This is a genomic window from Mesorhizobium sp. CAU 1732 (genome assembly GCF_039888675.1).
In the GTDB taxonomy this organism is placed as follows: Bacteria; Pseudomonadota; Alphaproteobacteria; order Rhizobiales; family Rhizobiaceae; genus Aerobium.
In genome coordinates, this window is record NZ_JBDQQR010000001.1 from 3,431,810 (window position 1) to 3,446,918 (window position 15,109).

19 protein-coding genes are annotated in these 15,109 nt (G+C 58.2%); 7 read left to right on the top strand and 12 right to left on the bottom strand.

Annotation, left to right across the window (positions count from 1 at the left end; genetic code table 11):
• Window positions 1–24: 24 nt before the first annotated feature.
• On the bottom strand, window positions 25–291 hold the full coding sequence (locus AAFN55_RS16690) for a hypothetical protein (protein ID WP_347799949.1): 267 nt from the start codon (window positions 289–291) through the stop codon (window positions 25–27).
• A 101-nt stretch (window positions 292–392) separates the two neighbouring features.
• Between AAFN55_RS16690 and AAFN55_RS16695 the strand changes: the two genes are divergently transcribed.
• From AAFN55_RS16695 to AAFN55_RS16725, 7 genes are all read left to right on the top strand, one after another.
• Window positions 393–758 carry a hypothetical protein gene (locus AAFN55_RS16695; RefSeq protein WP_347799950.1) on the top strand — a complete coding sequence of 122 codons (366 nt, stop codon included), beginning with the start codon at window positions 393–395 and terminating at the stop codon, window positions 756–758.
• A 39-nt stretch (window positions 759–797) separates the two neighbouring features.
• Entirely contained in the window at window positions 798–1,580 is a 783-nt protein-coding gene (locus tag AAFN55_RS16700) for an SOS response-associated peptidase (protein WP_347799951.1), read from the top strand.
• Window positions 1,577–1,816, top strand: coding sequence for a hypothetical protein (locus tag AAFN55_RS16705; protein WP_347799952.1), 240 nt, complete (start codon window positions 1,577–1,579; stop codon window positions 1,814–1,816). Before AAFN55_RS16700 ends, AAFN55_RS16705 begins: the two co-directional genes overlap by 4 nt.
• Window positions 1,813–1,977, top strand: a complete 165-nt coding sequence (locus AAFN55_RS16710; protein ID WP_347799953.1) for a hypothetical protein — start codon at window positions 1,813–1,815, stop codon at window positions 1,975–1,977. Before AAFN55_RS16705 ends, AAFN55_RS16710 begins: the two co-directional genes overlap by 4 nt.
• Window positions 1,974–2,249, top strand: coding sequence for a hypothetical protein (locus AAFN55_RS16715; RefSeq protein WP_347799954.1), 276 nt, complete (start codon window positions 1,974–1,976; stop codon window positions 2,247–2,249). Before AAFN55_RS16710 ends, AAFN55_RS16715 begins: the two co-directional genes overlap by 4 nt.
• Window positions 2,250–2,328: 79 nt before the next feature.
• A complete protein-coding gene (locus tag AAFN55_RS16720; RefSeq protein ID WP_347799955.1) occupies window positions 2,329–2,736 on the top strand; it encodes a hypothetical protein in 408 nt (135 codons plus the stop codon).
• A 322-nt stretch (window positions 2,737–3,058) separates the two neighbouring features.
• Window positions 3,059–3,340, top strand: coding sequence for a thermonuclease family protein (locus AAFN55_RS16725; RefSeq protein ID WP_347800290.1), 282 nt, complete (start codon window positions 3,059–3,061; stop codon window positions 3,338–3,340).
• Window positions 3,341–3,414: 74 nt separating this feature from the next.
• On the opposite strand, the gene AAFN55_RS16730 is transcribed toward AAFN55_RS16725, so the two are convergent.
• From AAFN55_RS16730 to AAFN55_RS16780, 11 genes are all read right to left on the bottom strand, one after another.
• Window positions 3,415–5,250 (bottom strand): trypsin-like peptidase domain-containing protein, encoded by a 1,836-nt coding sequence (locus tag AAFN55_RS16730; RefSeq protein WP_347799956.1) that lies wholly within the window; start codon window positions 5,248–5,250, stop codon window positions 3,415–3,417.
• Between the two features lie 178 nt (window positions 5,251–5,428).
• A complete protein-coding gene (locus tag AAFN55_RS16735) occupies window positions 5,429–5,977 on the bottom strand; it encodes a hypothetical protein (protein WP_347799957.1) in 549 nt (182 codons plus the stop codon).
• Window positions 5,978–6,059: 82 nt separating this feature from the next.
• Complete coding sequence (locus AAFN55_RS16740; RefSeq protein WP_347799958.1) at window positions 6,060–6,212, bottom strand: hypothetical protein; 153 nt, start codon at window positions 6,210–6,212, stop codon at window positions 6,060–6,062.
• Window positions 6,213–6,541: 329 nt separating this feature from the next.
• Complete coding sequence (locus AAFN55_RS16745; protein WP_347799959.1) at window positions 6,542–6,880, bottom strand: hypothetical protein; 339 nt, start codon at window positions 6,878–6,880, stop codon at window positions 6,542–6,544.
• Between the two features lie 242 nt (window positions 6,881–7,122).
• Window positions 7,123–7,359 carry a hypothetical protein gene (locus AAFN55_RS16750; RefSeq protein WP_347799960.1) on the bottom strand — a complete coding sequence of 79 codons (237 nt, stop codon included), beginning with the start codon at window positions 7,357–7,359 and terminating at the stop codon, window positions 7,123–7,125.
• A 72-nt stretch (window positions 7,360–7,431) separates the two neighbouring features.
• On the bottom strand, window positions 7,432–8,235 hold the full coding sequence (locus AAFN55_RS16755) for a glycoside hydrolase family 108 protein (RefSeq protein ID WP_347799961.1): 804 nt from the start codon (window positions 8,233–8,235) through the stop codon (window positions 7,432–7,434).
• Between the two features lie 1,810 nt (window positions 8,236–10,045).
• On the bottom strand, window positions 10,046–10,378 hold the full coding sequence (locus AAFN55_RS16760) for a hypothetical protein (RefSeq protein ID WP_347799962.1): 333 nt from the start codon (window positions 10,376–10,378) through the stop codon (window positions 10,046–10,048).
• Window positions 10,365–10,694, bottom strand: a complete 330-nt coding sequence (locus tag AAFN55_RS16765; protein ID WP_347799963.1) for a hypothetical protein — start codon at window positions 10,692–10,694, stop codon at window positions 10,365–10,367. The genes AAFN55_RS16760 and AAFN55_RS16765 overlap by 14 nt, the downstream gene beginning before the upstream one ends.
• A complete protein-coding gene (locus tag AAFN55_RS16770; RefSeq protein ID WP_347799964.1) occupies window positions 10,694–11,560 on the bottom strand; it encodes a hypothetical protein in 867 nt (288 codons plus the stop codon). The genes AAFN55_RS16765 and AAFN55_RS16770 overlap by 1 nt, the downstream gene beginning before the upstream one ends.
• Before the next feature lies 1 nt (window position 11,561).
• Window positions 11,562–11,813 (bottom strand): hypothetical protein, encoded by a 252-nt coding sequence (locus AAFN55_RS16775; protein ID WP_347799965.1) that lies wholly within the window; start codon window positions 11,811–11,813, stop codon window positions 11,562–11,564.
• A 36-nt stretch (window positions 11,814–11,849) separates the two neighbouring features.
• A complete protein-coding gene (locus AAFN55_RS16780) occupies window positions 11,850–15,095 on the bottom strand; it encodes a phage tail protein (RefSeq protein ID WP_347799966.1) in 3,246 nt (1,081 codons plus the stop codon).
• Window positions 15,096–15,109 lie beyond the last annotated feature (14 nt).

The window sequence follows — 15,109 nt, forward strand, 5'->3', positions numbered from 1 at the left end:
CGCTAAAGTGCGTGTGTGGCTGCCCTATTCGTCACGCCAGATCGGGCGCTTGATCAGCTTAATCTCTTTGAGCTTCCTAACTCTGATGGCCTGGCGTTCGGCAGCGCTCGGCAGAGAGAAATCGACATGGAAACCTCTCGAGCAGCCGCGCTCGCATGTTCGAACGTACCGCTCAATCTTCACCGCTTGGAAATTGCCGAAAAGCGCTATCAGGTCTTCGGGGCGGTAATAGCGCACATGGCAGCACTGGACACGAACGAGCATGCCGTCATCGCCGACGTTACTCATCATACGCAGGGTTTCGCGAAACGGCGGTCTGTGTGGCTGCGGCATGAGAACAGAAAAAGAACAAACGTCTTGACCAGTCAAGCCGAAACTGGAATCATTCGGGCATGAAACAGGCATCAATCCCTGTGCCCACCCCTGCCGACGTAGAAGTCCTACTGTCCATTCAGTTGCAGGACGAGTGGGAGAGCATGACCGAGGATGAGCAGTGGCTGAGCATCCTCGATATACTCGTCGACGAAGGACGGTTTGATAAGGACAGACCGGAAGATGATCTCGCTCACAAACTGTCCTCGGAAGAGGTTGGCATCAACGAGCTGAGTGACGGTGAGCGCGACCTATACGAAGAGCGACTGATGCCGATGATGGCGGCCTACATGTACCGGCCGGCTACGTTCGAGGCAGAATTCGCGGAAATGCGGCAGCCGGAGTTCTTCGACCCGCCCGACCCTGATCAACTGACGCTGCTTTGACGGCTTTACCCACTTCGTGCCTGATGGCAGTCTCACGCAATGTGCAACCTCTACAACGTGACCACGAACCAAGAAGCAATCCGGCAGCTCTCGCGGTTCTTCCGGGATATGGTCGGCAACCTTCAGCCGTCGCTCAACGTATACCCGGATCAGCCGGCGCCGATCGTGCGCAACGGGCGCGATGGGCAGCGGGAACTGGTCAATGTCCGCTGGGGCATGCCGAGTTCGAAGCAGGCGCTGTTTCAGGCTACCAGCAAGCGAGCAGACAAGCTGCGCGCCAAGGGCAAGGAGGTCGATAACGATGCCTTCGCCGAATTGCTGCGCATGGAACCGGATCGCGGCACGACGAACATCCGCAACACGACGAGCAAGCACTGGCTGCGCTGGCTTGGCGTCGAGAACCGCTGCCTCGTGCCGGTGACGAGCTTTGCCGAACCGAACCCCGGTGCGATCGGAGGCGATGGCAAGACGCCGAACGCTTGGTTCGCCCGCGACGAAAGCCGGCCACTGATGTTCTTCGCCGGCGCATGGGTGCCGCAATGGGAGAGCGTTCGGAAAGTCCGGGACGGCCTGACCCACGATGACCTCTTCGCGTTCCTGACGACCGATCCGAACGGCGTCGTCGGACCGATCCACCCGAAAGCAATGCCGGTCCTGCTCACAGAGCCCGAGGAAATCGAAACGTGGATGACAGCACCATGGGAAGAGGCGAAAGCGCTGCAGCGTCCCCTGCCCGACCATCTGCTTCAGATCGTCTCTGCGCCGGCCGTTCCGGAACCCGAGCCAGTGCAGGCAAAACCAGACGAGCCGCTGCTGATATGATCAATCCGCCGAAGCGCCAGGGCGTCTATCCGGACAGGGATGTCGATTGCCAGGAGGCGATGGAGCCCATGTTCCAAACGATGGTCGAAGAGATGTTCGTCGTGGGCTGGAGCCCTGTTGAGATCAACATCGCGCTACGACGCCTCATCAACGCCAACAGATCAGCGCGCATCGAAACGGCGAAGCTGGAAGCCGATCTTGCCATCGTGCGCGCTATGGAAAGAGCCAAGCGATGAGCGACGAACCGCAGAAGTCCGACGCGCCGATCCGTGTCCCGGCCGGCATCATTGAGCACTGGTGCGAGCATCCCTCGGGCTGCCGTCGCTGGGGCTCATGGGGCTTTGCGCGCGGGCGGCAGAGCGTATGGTTCTGCTTCGAACACAGGCCCGAAGAATGAGCACCGCGGAAGAGCGAGAGGAACTGCTGATGCAAATCCGGCAGGCGCTGGATACCGCCCCCGCGATCGGCGATGACATGGGCATGTCCGCACATCTGCTGGAGATGGCGCTAGACGAAGCCGCGAGGACGAATGGAGAGGCTCGTCAGCGAGAGAGAACAAGACCCTGGACGCAAAGAAAGCGCCCCGCCACCTTTTCGGCGGTGGGGCGAGCCCCGGCGGCGGCTTTCTTTACCTACGTGCCATGCGTATTTGAGATAAACGAAGCATAATCACGCGCCGTCAAACAAACCTCTCGACTTAGTTCTGAAGCTCTGCTTTCTTCTCCCTGGGCTTGGGAGAAACCTATCAATGAAAATGCAAATCACTGTGCTTGCCGCAGCCGGCATGCTGTTTGGCTGTGCAAGCAAATCTGAATCAATCCAGGCGAGTTACGTGTCGCCTGTGCTTTACCAGAACCTAACTTGCGAGCAACTGCACCTCGAAGGCCAAGCTATTTCCGGACGGGCAATCGCAGCCTCCGGCGTCCAGGACAAAAAAGCTGGACAGGATGCAGCCGTAATGGCGGTGGGAATCGTTCTATTTTGGCCGGCGTTGTTCTTTACAAGTGGCGATGGCGCCTCTGCCGCTGAGGTTGCTAGATTGAAGGGCGAGATGGATGCCATCGAGGCCGCATCACGGGTGAATGGTTGCGGCATTACTTTCAACAGAGCTCCGCCGCCTAAGCTGCCAGCAAAAGCTGAACCTTCGAATCGCTAAGTCTCGTGGCAGGAAGGCCCGCCCACGAGACGATTCAACGCTGCGAAGATCGCACCTAGATTAGAATGAGCGGTTCCATGACACGCTTTATCGCGTCGCTTGCCACTATCATGATGGCGTTCACTTTTACCGCAGAGGCACACGGTGGCGGATGCCGCAAGTCGTCACCGCCTGGTCAGTGTTGCCACGCGGACAATAGCAACGGAGGCCGGGTGCATTGTCACTGATGCTCGGCCTATTTGCCGCGACTGTTCTGTCTTGCTCAAGTCTTGTCGCGGTCGACGGCGACACCATCAGATGTGGGACCGAGCGCATGCGTGACATGGGACCGGGAAGCCCGAACAAGTCTGGCTACGACGCACCGGAGATCAGCCGAGCGAAGTGTCCCCAGGAAAGGCTAATGGGTGAGCAGGCGAAGATCCGCTTGCAAGAATTGCTTGATCAGCCGGGCACTCGGGTCGAGGACAGCGGCAAGCGCGATCGGTACGGTCGGCCGCTCATTGTCGTCAGACTCAGAAATGGCACGACCGCAGGCGAGGCGTTGATGCGTGACGGATACGCCGTGCGTTGGGCGCCGGGCTACCAGTCGAAATGGTGCGGTTAGCTAGTGCTCTCACCGCCTTAGTCCATTTTCAGGTTCGCATCTCTCGGCATGGCACGAAGATCAATGGCGGCGGATCAGGGCGCGAGGCATTGTATCGTTACCGTTGCTGTCTTCGCGATCTCGGCAAGTTTCGTGACAGGCAACTCGGGAAGATTTGATCCTGCGCGTTCGTAGTCTACGGACCGCGACTGAAGCAGATTCTCCAAGACAGAGGAGCGAATAGCAAAGTTCACATTTTGCGGGATATCGTCGATAACACCCGCGACAGCCAAAGTATCCAGTTTGCTAACCACGACACCGATGAGTTGCCCTCTGCTATCTAGGACTGGACCACCGCTATTTCCCGGCTGAACAGGTGCGGAGATTTGCAGCGTGCTCGGGTCTCCACGCATTCCAGAAAGGGCGGTGAGATTGCCTACCGTAAGATTCCCTTGGCTTGATAAGACACCAGTCAGTGGGAAGCCAAACACAACTACATTTTCGCCAAGCTGGAGCGGAGTTCCTGCTCGAAATGAGATCGCTGTCGGAGCAGCCAACGGGGCCTTTAGTATTGCAAGATCTGAAAACTCCGAAACGTCCAAAACAGATGCGGCCACAGGTTCGCCTAGGCCATGTACGACCCGGATTCCAGTGCATCCCTCTACTACATGCGCGTTGGTTACGATGTACCCGTTCTGGTTCACGATGAACCCTGATCCGCCAGATCTGACTGACTGATGTCCGGCGCCGATTACTGATGCGCCACGATTTATGGGATCTGAAGTTTTTGGTGCATCGTGGACCGATGCAGACCCTGATTCTTTGCCAAAAAGGGCAAGTTTGTAAGCCACAAAATATATTGCAGGACTACTGAAACTGAGTTCTCCCATCTGCAGAGTGCTAACGAATTCGCGATACGCCGCCCTTGTTTTGCTTCCAGCCAGGCCATCTACTTCGCCTACTGAATATCCGCGCTCATTTAGCGCAGTCTGTAGCCGCTTAGTAAATTCGACGCCGGCAATGAATGGCTGAGGGTTCCTATCGGTCTGCTTCCAGGTGCTCAAGATACTACGCGAGCGTTGGATCTGTGCACTTGTGAGTATCCGCTCCTCTTCGGTACGAGCTTTAATCGCTACGTCGCGCATATCACCAGGCGATAGCGACTTCACAGCCAAGCTGAACATTACGTGAGCATTTGTGTTGTGGCCGTTTAGGCGGTGAATTAGACCCGCATAATACTGAGCGGACCCATCACCGAGGTCGGCGGCTCGATTTAAGTATCGGAGGGCCTTCTCAAGATCTTGTTCGACTCCTCTCCCGATGGCATGCCATCGACCGAGTTCACGCAACGAACTTGGATCGTCCATCGACGCTGCGCGTTCCCAGTAGTATATGGCAAGCGCATCATCCTGACTTACGCCTTCTCCTGTTGCGTACGCGTCGCCGATACGGGCAAGTGACGAAACATGACCTTGGAATGCCGCCTGTCGATAAAATGATAGTGCGAGGTTCTGATTTTCTTCTAGACCGAACATTCCCAACGTCAACCCAAGTGCCAGCCACGACTGAGACGTTGCGTCACCGTTAACAGCCCCCTCAAAGCAATATCGGGTAGAAGGTTCGTCGTCCGCCAAGGACTGGAGGAGGCACAACGCGGATTGCGCCGCAGGATGACCTGCAGCGGCAGCGCGCTCCCTCATGAATGCCGCTCTTTCCTCGCCACCTTGTCCGGAGGATATCAGATACAGACTCTGGAGATACGTGGCGTCGACGCTCCCTGCTTTCGCAGCCGCCTCTATATCAACCAACTCACTCGCGGGAAGAGTAGCAAAGAAATTCTCGTCAGTGACCACTTGAGCGCTAGCGAAACTCGCGGGCGCTAACAATGAAATGCACACTAAAACGAAAAACACACTAATGCGAGTGCCCAAAGCCCATCCTCCGCACTAGACTCCATTTCCCGCGCTCTAGAACAAAATGTCAAGCGATCGCCTCACCAGTAATTAGTGGAACCCTCGTTGACCGCGGCGACCTAAACAAAAAAGCCGCCTCCCCGATTAAGGAGAGGCGGCTGGTTATGTGCGTGTTCGTGTAGGCTTAGCGGGCGGGTTATCGCATCAGCGACTTAAACATCATGAACAGCGAATCCACATTGAGATTCGAATTTTGTTTCAGATATCTGCAAACGTTATGCAAATAGTCGAAATCGTACATACGCGGTTCCGGCTCATACGCGGCGCAGAACTTGTATGATAGATCGAAAGCAAGCATTTGGTTGTGAAAGGTTTCGTAGAACTGCACAAATGGGAGAATATGCTCAGCATCACCCACATTGATACGGGTAAATCCGGCTTCTAGTTCCTCAGATGTAGACTCCAGCTCTACGTCGCTGATGATCTCGCTTTGATACAGAGCGTGCAAAAGTGCGCCAGCACGCTTGTAATGATCTGGATTTTCAGATTGCAATAAAACGGCAAATTTCTCGACAGTTTGAACGTATTCGCCGTAAGCATAAGTTAAGCGCGCTGCATCGATACGGTTGACACACCTCATCACCGCCCCGATTTCATTCGGGGCGTTTTCAAAGTGGTTGATAACGATTTCGCGAAATCGCGTTTCGTCCTCCAGTTCCTTAAACAACCCGTTCAAATCGCTCATCCCTAATGGTCAATTACATCCTAATAAGAAAAGGCCCCTGCAATCTGCAAGGGCCTTTCCAAAAAATTCTATAAGATGAGGACTATTTTCCAGAGAAAAAGGTCTCTTTTATTACCGTGAAAGCCGACTGCGTAGATTCGAGGCTGCGAACCTGACCTTTCAGTTGGTTTCCTGGATATGCCAGAACGACTACATCATCATGAGCCGCTGGCTGCCTGCTGGTCGTTGTGGTCATGGCTGTCTCCATTATGTTACCCTCCCAAGCGTCCTAAGTATGGAACCGCCGCCGCAGATTAATGTTCCTATTTAGTAACATCGATGCGACAAATGGGTTCACGCGGCATGAGGAAAATTCCCGCCGGTTGTTAGCACTTATATATAGTGCGAAAAAATAATTGACAAGAAGTAACCTTGAGCGCTAGTGCGGGTGCGCACTAGCGCTCAAGGCTATTTCTAGAGAATTTCATGGTTTATGCGTTGCATAAATGCCCATGCGGGGGCGGCCCGCACGCTTCGCAGCCCGAATTTTGCCTGATATAGGCATCGGAAACAAGTGTGCCACCCCTACCCCGATCGCCTCGTAGATGGCTTCTGCTGTTGCATGATGATGTTGTCGATCCGCTCGCCGATGTGATCGATGCGGCCACCGATTGATTCAATAGCTCGGAGCAGTTGCGCCGTTTGCTCCTGCATTCCGGCTTTCGTGGCGTAGGTCTTTGAGGCGTCCAGCTTGAAATCGGCAAGGTCCGACCGTGCCAGCGCAGCAAGGTTCACGGCGGCGTCAGCCTTCTTGTCGCAATCGTCGCGGACCTCGCGCACGCGATCCTTGACCTGCCCGTCGATCTTCCACCAGATGCCCCACAGCACGCCGGAGACCATCAAGAAAAACCCGACGACCGCCATGATTTCGGGCCCGGTCATCCTACGAGGCCTCGCAGGCCGACGACGAACGATAGCGTTTGCACGAACCAACGGGCTTTGGCGCGATGAGCGTAGAACTCGAATTCATACCGCTTCACGGCTTGACCCCGCACAGGCTTGCCAACTTCTCGTTCTCCGCCAGGATTTGGCGCGCGGTGTCGGCGGTTAGCGTGTCCGCTACGCTAGGACGAACCGCCCGCGCGATGTCACAGTAGCTTCCGTCACTAGTCACGCAGCCACTTAGAAAGATCGCGATGCACGTCGTCATCGCTACGGCGATCGACTTCATGTTCGACCTTCCTTGCTTTATTGAGTTGATTGAGCCGCTGTTCGGCCGTGCGGGCCGCGGCGTCCTTGCCGCCCTTGCGGTAGGCCGCAAACAGAATGGCCGCGACGGTTGCGACAGCCACGGCATAGCCGGTGACGCGCGACCAGAGCGAAGCGAATAATGCGGCTACCATCGGCGCGTGCCTCGCACGAGAACGGCGGCAACAACCGCTATGACGAGGAGGACGGCTGCGCAGATTACGATGCTAAGCATTCGCCCTCTCCCGCTTCACCAGCCGGTAAAGGCCGTAGCCGACAGCAGCCACAACGCCGATCGCCAACGCCCATTGTAGAGGCCCCGTGCCGGCAGCAATCGTGCCGAGGCCACCAAGTATCGAAACCACCAGCGACGGCTCTTCCTTCACGATGTCCGTAATGCTGCGGTCGGCAGGGTTAGCCTTGCCGCCAGCCACGGGCGCCGGAGACGGCGCAGGAGTTGCACCAGCCGCAAGCCGCAAGGCGTTGCCGATAACACCCGGCTCGTCTTTCCACTGGCCTTTCGGATCCTTGCCGGTGACGCGGATGGTCCAGCCGCGACCGTTGGCAGGGAAGCCCCGAGCACCGCCCAAGCTGCGCAGGAAGCGCATGCGCTCGCCGCAATAGGCGCGGATCACCGCGGTCACCCCCCCAGGGTAGCGATTGACGGCCGCAACGGTCTGCCCGCCAACGATACCGTCCTGCGGCACGCCGACGACAGCCTGCAGGCTCTTGATGGCGCGCGCAGGACCGGAGTTCACGCCGTAGTCGAATGCCGCATAGTCCAGACCGGCAGGCAGCAGATCGCCGCCGCTCTGCGTCCAATAGGACTTGCGGTAGATCGTCTCGGCTTCCTTGAGCGTGAGTGCCTTCACCTGCGCCGCGGTCACGCTGGTCACGCCGCGATGGGCGGCAAGGGTGCGATGCGTGATGCCATATTTCGTCGGGCCGCCGGCATCGGTCTTGGCGTTTACATAGCCGCCCTCATGCCCGAACATCAGCGCAAGCGCTGCGGGTAGCGTTTCTCTGGCCATAGGGCCTCCTATTGTTTTGTGGTACGCCCGCGCCGCATATCCAGCACCCGTTCAACCCAGCAGTGGTCGGGATCGCGCAGCACCCAACCGACAACCCGACAGAACAAGCAGTCGTGGCCTTGAGCGGCGGATATGCGCGCGCATAGCGTTTGGCCCGGCCTGCCGCGCGCAAGCCGGTTGATGAGCCGCGAGACGCGGCCGAGTGTGCGGAGCATTTGAGCACCGTGATGGGTGTGGGGAGTTGTGCCGCTTGCTATTGCTTGTAAGGTTCAAGACAACCGCGCGGAGGGAAAGCTAATGAAATGGGTTGCGTTGATATTGTCCTTGGCTGCTCTTGCGGGCTGCACGAAGACAGTTGCGGAGATGAGTTTTTCGGAGCGCGAGGCGCTGGCCAAGCAAATTGAACAGAGGTGCGCTGCACAAGGCACCGTGCCCGGAACACCCCGGCATGGCCAGTGCCTACAGGCAGAAGCTCAGAGTGAGGTTGCTGGCCGTGAAAGGCAGGCGCGCGTTCAAGATGCAAGGAGATCTAGAGGCGGCCCGACGATGTGCCAGAATTTCGGCGGCAACGTCGTTTGTTTCTGAAAGTAACCCCTAGAAGCCCACCATCTGCCAGTCCCGGTCGCGGTGCATCTTGTCGATGTCCTTCACCGTGAAGTTCTGGTCGGCATAGGTCGCGGAATAGTGGACCACGATGTGCGTGATCTTGGTCATGACAAGTCCTTTCCCCCGACTGTTGCCGGGTGATTGAGGGCCGTCCGCAGGGGGCGGCCTTCTTCTTTGGAACCTTCACGATGGCTCTGTGTTCATTGGTCGCTGACGCGTTCCCAGAAGTACGCGGCAGTGCGGCCGGCGCCCTTACGTGTCCCCCAAGACCGGGTGCCGGCCTGCTGCTATTCAGCCCACTAGCTTGCCAAGCAGATTCGACTCCCGCCCGGCGCCGTGGTTCTATCGGCGCGGGTTAAGGGGGGCTTGAAATGCTCAAGTTTATATTTGTGCTAACATTCGCGACAGCAATTCCATCATTTGCTGCGGCAAACACGATCGAGTACTGCAGGACGGTTCAAGACGACACGTCACGTCTGTCTTGCTATGATGGCTTACCGTCCGCATCAGAACCGGGTTCGGGACCAATCAATCCACCCTTCAGCACAGACTGGTATGTTGGCGTTGGAGCATTTGGCGGCGCCAGCGTTAACGATGCCGGAAACGCAAGTGGGTCTTCTGCGGTTTCGATATACGGAGGTCGAAACTGGTTTGACGGACATACGATGTACGGCTTTGAGGTGTCTTCTCAAACCGGACTAGCATCGCGCGACGGAGCATCGGACAGGGCCCAATATGGGAACATAAATCAATCGATTTGGACTCATTGGTCAGACCCTTGGCCATTTGATCAGTTCGACCAAATCGACAGAACAACCAGCACTACCCATCAGGACATTATTTCTCCCACTATCAGCGGACGTGTTGGCCGGCAGATAGGGCGAACGCTTGTCTTCGGCCGCGCCGGAGCGGGTGTTGCAGTAGCGGTTAGTGAAAGAATCGTAGACGACAGAAACTCGCGATACTGCGATGGATGGTCTGGCTTTTGGTGGACAGATGGGATGATCTATAATTGCATCTCTAGCTACGGAGGAACCAGAACAAAGGATAGCCGCCTGACAGTCTCACCACTCGTTACAATTGGTGCTGGTGTGGAAGTTGACCTCGATGCCTTCAGCGTTCGATTCGAGGGCGAAGCGCGCCACACGTTCAGGGACTCAGGCATCACGCAATGGCAAATTGGAACAGGCCTGTTGCGTCGTTTCTAGTACTCCCACTCGATCGCCGGCAGTTCCGTGATGAAGCCCGCGACGGTCGGAGCTTCGCGCTCCCCGGCCATCACCTTGTCGAGCTCGGCATAGGCGTAGAGCCACACGGCATCGCGCCAGGCGACGAAGACCTGCGCCTCGGCTGCCCATTCCGGGTTGGTGCTGGCGACGTAGCTGGCGAGTGCGAACCCGCTGTCATAGCGGCGTGAACGAGCGGCTTCATCGACGTGACTTTGAATGGCCGACCGGAAGGCCTCGATCGTCGCGGCCTGCGCTTCCGCCTGACGCTGCGCAGCGGTGACGATGGTCTCGGGATCAGGGCTCCACATCGGCGGGCTCCTCGGGTTCGACAGGTTCGGGATCGTGCGGAAGATCAACCGGCCCGTCTGCCGTCACCACGATCGGCGCAGGAAACGCAACGGCCTGTGACGGGTTCGCCCCATGCGGCAGGATCAGCGACAGATGAATATCGCCATCGACGCACTCGACCATTCCGACGATCAATTCGCATGGAACGTCCTGCACCATGTCACCGTCATTGAGAGTGCTAAAGTCGAACAACTCGCCGTTGATGAGAATGCTCTTGCCGGTGACCTCGACAGAAAGGATGTCGTCGCGGCGTTGAGGATTAAGTGTGATGTGCATCAGAACCACCTCCCGATTGCGAACAGCGACCAACTTGTTGCGGTGGAAACGGACGCACTCGAAAAGACGCCAAAGTTCGAATTAGCCGTGCTGGCGTCGTCAGTAAAAGCGCTTCCGAACCACGCGTAGGTCGCGCCAGTGTTGTTCTTTCCGTTAACGGAAGGTGAAGCGGTAAAAGCGGCAGGGAAGGTCCATGTCTGTTGTCCCGACCGAAACAGAACACCCAACGCGTTATTGATCGACGCAATATTGAACGCGGGCTGCGTACAAATCTGCGTGCCGTCGGCAAAGCGTGCATACCTGCCGTTAGCGTTGCTGCCGCTGTCAATGACAGCGCCTGTAGGCACGCCCGCGGACTGGCTTACGGGCCCGAGGATATTGCCCCGTCGGAACGCCGAGGCTGGTGGCGCCGACGCGCCGATCGTAGTCCATAAGCTGGCAGCATTCACACTATCAAGAAGAGACCTCGCGAATGCGGGAAGAGGCGTCAGCGCCATCGTACTAGCGCCAGTCAGGTACGGCAGCTTGTCGCCGCCCGTGCCGTCCAGACCGGCAAGGGCCCCGATGTTCGGCTTGCCGGTCTGCGCAAGCGCCTGGCGCGCCTGCCCCTCAAGATAGACGTCATCAGGCGTGTACCAGACCTTGTAAGGCTGCGCGGTCTGCGTGGTGCCGCGCCATGGCTTGTCGAGCGTGATCGACGTGGCCGAGTTGATCGTGAGGATCGTCGCGCGGCGGCCGTCGTCGCTCTCGATCGTGTCACCCGGCCGCAACGCGGCATTGGCCGAGTTCCACGCCGTCGACTGTCCCGTTACGGCCGCCGAGCCGCTGGTCAGCGTGGCGGTGCCTGTGTTCCAGAATGCCGGCATGTCAGGCCTCTTTCCGCTTTCTGGCAGGTTTGCTTTGGATGGGAGCCGGTTCGGATTTCGCCTCCATCCGGTTGGTCAGTTCTGCAATCTTCGCGCGTTGGTGATGCACCGTTGCCGCCAATGCGCGGTTGCGCTCGCGATATGCATTGATCAGCCACGCATCCTCTCCGATCGAGGCAAGCAGTTCCGGCGGGAGATCAGGCATAGCTTCGGTGACCGGCGCATCGGCGCCAGCCGTGGTCTGTTCGGTCATGGTGGGTTTCCTAGTGTCGGTTACAGGTTGCTACGTCTAGAACCTGTTGCAGGTAGCAACGCCTTCCGCTGACGTGTTGCCTGTTGTATCTGGCCCGCTGCCGCCCAAGGTTGGGTTGTGGGCCAAATAAAGAACAGCCCTAAGTGTATAATTTCCGGCACTCGGGACGGCTGCGTACAAGAGCGCGCTATCGCTTCCAGCAACGGCTACTGATCCAGTGCCCGTTCTAGTGAAACTATCCGCCGCTACTATAAATTCTCTAAGCATTGTTGAACCGCTCATAACCCGCATGATCAATCGCCCAATCAAAGTGACTGACCCGCTACCAGTAAATGTGTAGCTTCGTGAAAAACTACCCGCCAGATTATAGAATATTGGCAGTCCGGAATTTGAATTTATGACTTCTTGACCAATAATCCATTCGCGAGCGGCGAAACCAGACGATGGCGGGGTGGCAACCGTGCCGCTTGCCCACGTCAAGGACGATGGAAGCGACCCGCTAAACGAAGCCTCCGCAGTAATGATGCGCGCCGGGATATTGCCGTCGACGAGCGTCAGGTTGTCGAAGAAGCCGGTTTGAGCCGTGAGGTTCGCGACATTGATGTTCGTCGCGGTCAGGTTGCGGATGCGTGCGTTGTTGAAGTAGGCCGTGCCGCTGTCGATGATGAAGGGGTCAAAGCGGCCAGCCGCATCCCGCATGTAGAACCGATCGGCGATGATGCCGACTTCACCGATGCCACCTGCCCGGGCGTTCAAGAGAAGCGCTGCGGTGGTTGGCGCTCCACCTGAACTCGCTGCTGCCGCAATGCCGATCGTCGATTGCGCGCCACTTTCCGTGGACATAACTGATGTGCGGAAGAGGCCCGACGCAGAGAACCTGCCGACCGAGGTTTCAACCAGCGACAGCCCCGTCGCTACCGACGTGAGATCACCAGCGAGGTTCGATATCTGGATGCTCTGCCCGTTGAAGGCGCTGGCAAGCGCGTTTGCACCGGTGTAGCCGGTCATCGCACCTTCGAGTGTCGCGACACGAGCACCCGCCGCGACAATCGCGTTCTCCGCCTGATCGACACGAACAGACACAGCGTCCTGTGCGCTTATCAGCGCCGGAACCGTGATCGCTTCCAGCGTTTCGACGCGGCCGGACACCGTCGAGATGATGCCGTTGATCTCCTGCACGCGCGTCTGAACGAGCAACTCATACTTGGCAGTCGTATCCAGCGCCGTAGCGGTTACGGCCTGTCGCCACTCCTGCTTGTCGAGAACGTTCGCGCCGTCTTGCTCGATGCCATAGAGCGCCAGCCGGCGCATGTTCTCGCGCAACGTGCGGATCTGTTCCGGGCCAACGAAGTCCAGGCCTTCCTTTACGCTTTCGGCGACTTCCTCGATGAGACCGGGCAAATAGACGTCGTCGTCACCCATACGGATGTCCAGCGTCCGCACCAAAAGCGGAGCCGACCAAACCATTTCGCGCTGGGACGCTGAATCGTAGCGCCCTATCACGTAATAGTCTTCGTTCGGCAGCAAGCCTTGCGACGTAACCAGCGAACCAACTTCAACTTCGTCGGTGCGTCCGCGGTGAATGACCTCTAGCGTTTCCGCCAGAGCCACCTCGAACACGACAGCGTCAACGTCCGGCTGGTCGCCATTCCACGCCAGCCGTATGGCCGGACGTCTCGCGCGACCAAGCGCATCCTCAATCTGCCAAGGCTCCGCAAACCAATCGATGATCGGCTGCGGCGACGGGCGAACCGGGCCGACAGCGCCGTCGACAGGCGGATGAAAGTCGGTCTCGCTGTTCCAGTCGTAGTCGGCCGGATCGACTTCCGTCAGATCGACCATCACATCGAGATTGGCTCGATCAACCACGCCATCGACGCGGAAGAGTTTTGTGATGTAGCCGTTGCGCTCGCTTGTCCACGAGACTATATCGCCCGGCTCAAGCACCCAATATTGAGGTGGCAGGACGAAGGTATGCCGGCGCGCCCGCTGCGCTTCCTCAAGCGCCGACTTCATGAGCCGCTGGACCTGCTCCGCGTACGGGACGAAGTCGAGCGGAACGTCGGCCATCAGGCGGCGATTGCCAGCCAGAACCTCAAGGTCCGGACGGTAGAGCGGCGGCGCAACCTTCTGGTTCCAGCCTTCGGCGGGCGATGGATAGCGCGCCGAAATGCCGTTAATCGTGTCGGCCAGACCAAAGAACGGCGTAAAGCTCTGCTCTTCGGAGGACAGGATTTCTCCGTCCGTGAACGACGCCACCGGGCTACCCGGAGCGCCGCAATACAGCTTGTAGACGCCCCCGGCTTCGGACAGCCTGCCCTGACACGTCGTCAGGAAAGCCTCGATCGCATCGCCAATTGGCGCGTCTACGGCAACTTCGCCGCCCGACCGATATGTCGGCACTGGACCGTCCGCGCTGGCAATGACTGCGCGGCACTTGTTGATCTGCCCGCGCCAATGGGCGGCCGGCAGACGGACACCTGACATGCCCTGCACGCCATAAAGCCACTTTCCGCCGTAGTTGATGCCGCGCAGGACGTTGTAGATCTGCACCGCGGGCAGGAAATCGCCGTCGCCGCCCCATGTGGACGGATCATTGTCGCGGTGAGTGCCCGAGCCGCCCTGCGTACTGTCCTTGGTGATGTCGTAAAGCCGCGCGCCATAGAGCGCGAACTTGAACGACGGAATGCCTGAAAACAGGTTCTTGGTGACCTTGGCGGTCGTGATGGCATAGGCCACGCCGGCACCAACGCGGGTGCTGTTGTAGGGGCGCGCGGCGCTCGAAACTTTCGACACCAAGAACGGGTCGGCCGCCGTCTGCGTGCCGTCGTAAAGCTTTACCCAGAGATTGTCGTAGCCGTCCTTGCGGTATTCATTGACGGGATAGCCGCGCTCTGCGTGCTCGACTGCGCCGAGCGTACAGAGTTCGCCGTTGACCCAAACCTCGCGGAGTTCCCGAACCGGAAAGTCCGACAGAGCAATGACCTGTGTCAGATAGGCGTTGTCAGTCTCGTCGACGTTACCCCAAGTGTTCGCATAGACCAGCGAGCCGGCCGTCGCGGTGTAGCCAAACAGGATCGTGCGCGGCAGATCGCCGCCAGACTGCAGCGTGCCGTTGACGCTGAACTTCGGGTCTTGCGGTTTGCCGGCAATGGCCTGCGCAAGCAGGTTGAGACCGATGCCTGCCGCCGTCTGAAGTGCGAATGCACCGATAGCGCCAAGGCTGCCGATGAAACCGGAGATAGCCGTAAAGGCCGCCCCGATTGCGGTAAAAATTGCCATGTAGGGAACCCCGG

Bases quoted from the DNA above. Each gene is read 5' to 3' on its own strand.
- AAFN55_RS16750 (WP_347799960.1), bottom strand. From the start codon at position 7,359: ATGGTAGCCGCATTATTCGCTTCGCTCTGGTCGCGCGTCACCGGCTAT.
- AAFN55_RS16700 (WP_347799951.1), top strand. From the start codon at position 798: ATGTGCAACCTCTACAACGTGACCACGAACCAAGAAGCAATCCGGCAG.
- AAFN55_RS16710 (WP_347799953.1), top strand. From the start codon at position 1,813: ATGAGCGACGAACCGCAGAAGTCCGACGCGCCGATCCGTGTCCCGGCC.
- AAFN55_RS16780 (WP_347799966.1), bottom strand. From the start codon at position 15,095: ATGGCAATTTTTACCGCAATCGGGGCGGCCTTTACGGCTATCTCCGGT.
- AAFN55_RS16705 (WP_347799952.1), top strand. From the start codon at position 1,577: ATGATCAATCCGCCGAAGCGCCAGGGCGTCTATCCGGACAGGGATGTC.
- AAFN55_RS16755 (WP_347799961.1), bottom strand. From the start codon at position 8,235: ATGGCCAGAGAAACGCTACCCGCAGCGCTTGCGCTGATGTTCGGGCAT.
- AAFN55_RS16740 (WP_347799958.1), bottom strand. From the start codon at position 6,212: ATGACCACAACGACCAGCAGGCAGCCAGCGGCTCATGATGATGTAGTC.
- AAFN55_RS16720 (WP_347799955.1), top strand. From the start codon at position 2,329: ATGAAAATGCAAATCACTGTGCTTGCCGCAGCCGGCATGCTGTTTGGC.
- AAFN55_RS16695 (WP_347799950.1), top strand. From the start codon at position 393: ATGAAACAGGCATCAATCCCTGTGCCCACCCCTGCCGACGTAGAAGTC.
- AAFN55_RS16725 (WP_347800290.1), top strand. From the start codon at position 3,059: ATGGGACCGGGAAGCCCGAACAAGTCTGGCTACGACGCACCGGAGATC.
- AAFN55_RS16735 (WP_347799957.1), bottom strand. From the start codon at position 5,977: ATGAGCGATTTGAACGGGTTGTTTAAGGAACTGGAGGACGAAACGCGA.
- AAFN55_RS16715 (WP_347799954.1), top strand. From the start codon at position 1,974: ATGAGCACCGCGGAAGAGCGAGAGGAACTGCTGATGCAAATCCGGCAG.
- AAFN55_RS16765 (WP_347799963.1), bottom strand. From the start codon at position 10,694: ATGCACATCACACTTAATCCTCAACGCCGCGACGACATCCTTTCTGTC.
- AAFN55_RS16760 (WP_347799962.1), bottom strand. From the start codon at position 10,378: ATGTGGAGCCCTGATCCCGAGACCATCGTCACCGCTGCGCAGCGTCAG.
- AAFN55_RS16770 (WP_347799964.1), bottom strand. From the start codon at position 11,560: ATGCCGGCATTCTGGAACACAGGCACCGCCACGCTGACCAGCGGCTCG.
- AAFN55_RS16745 (WP_347799959.1), bottom strand. From the start codon at position 6,880: ATGGCGGTCGTCGGGTTTTTCTTGATGGTCTCCGGCGTGCTGTGGGGC.
- AAFN55_RS16690 (WP_347799949.1), bottom strand. From the start codon at position 291: ATGATGAGTAACGTCGGCGATGACGGCATGCTCGTTCGTGTCCAGTGC.
- AAFN55_RS16775 (WP_347799965.1), bottom strand. From the start codon at position 11,813: ATGACCGAACAGACCACGGCTGGCGCCGATGCGCCGGTCACCGAAGCT.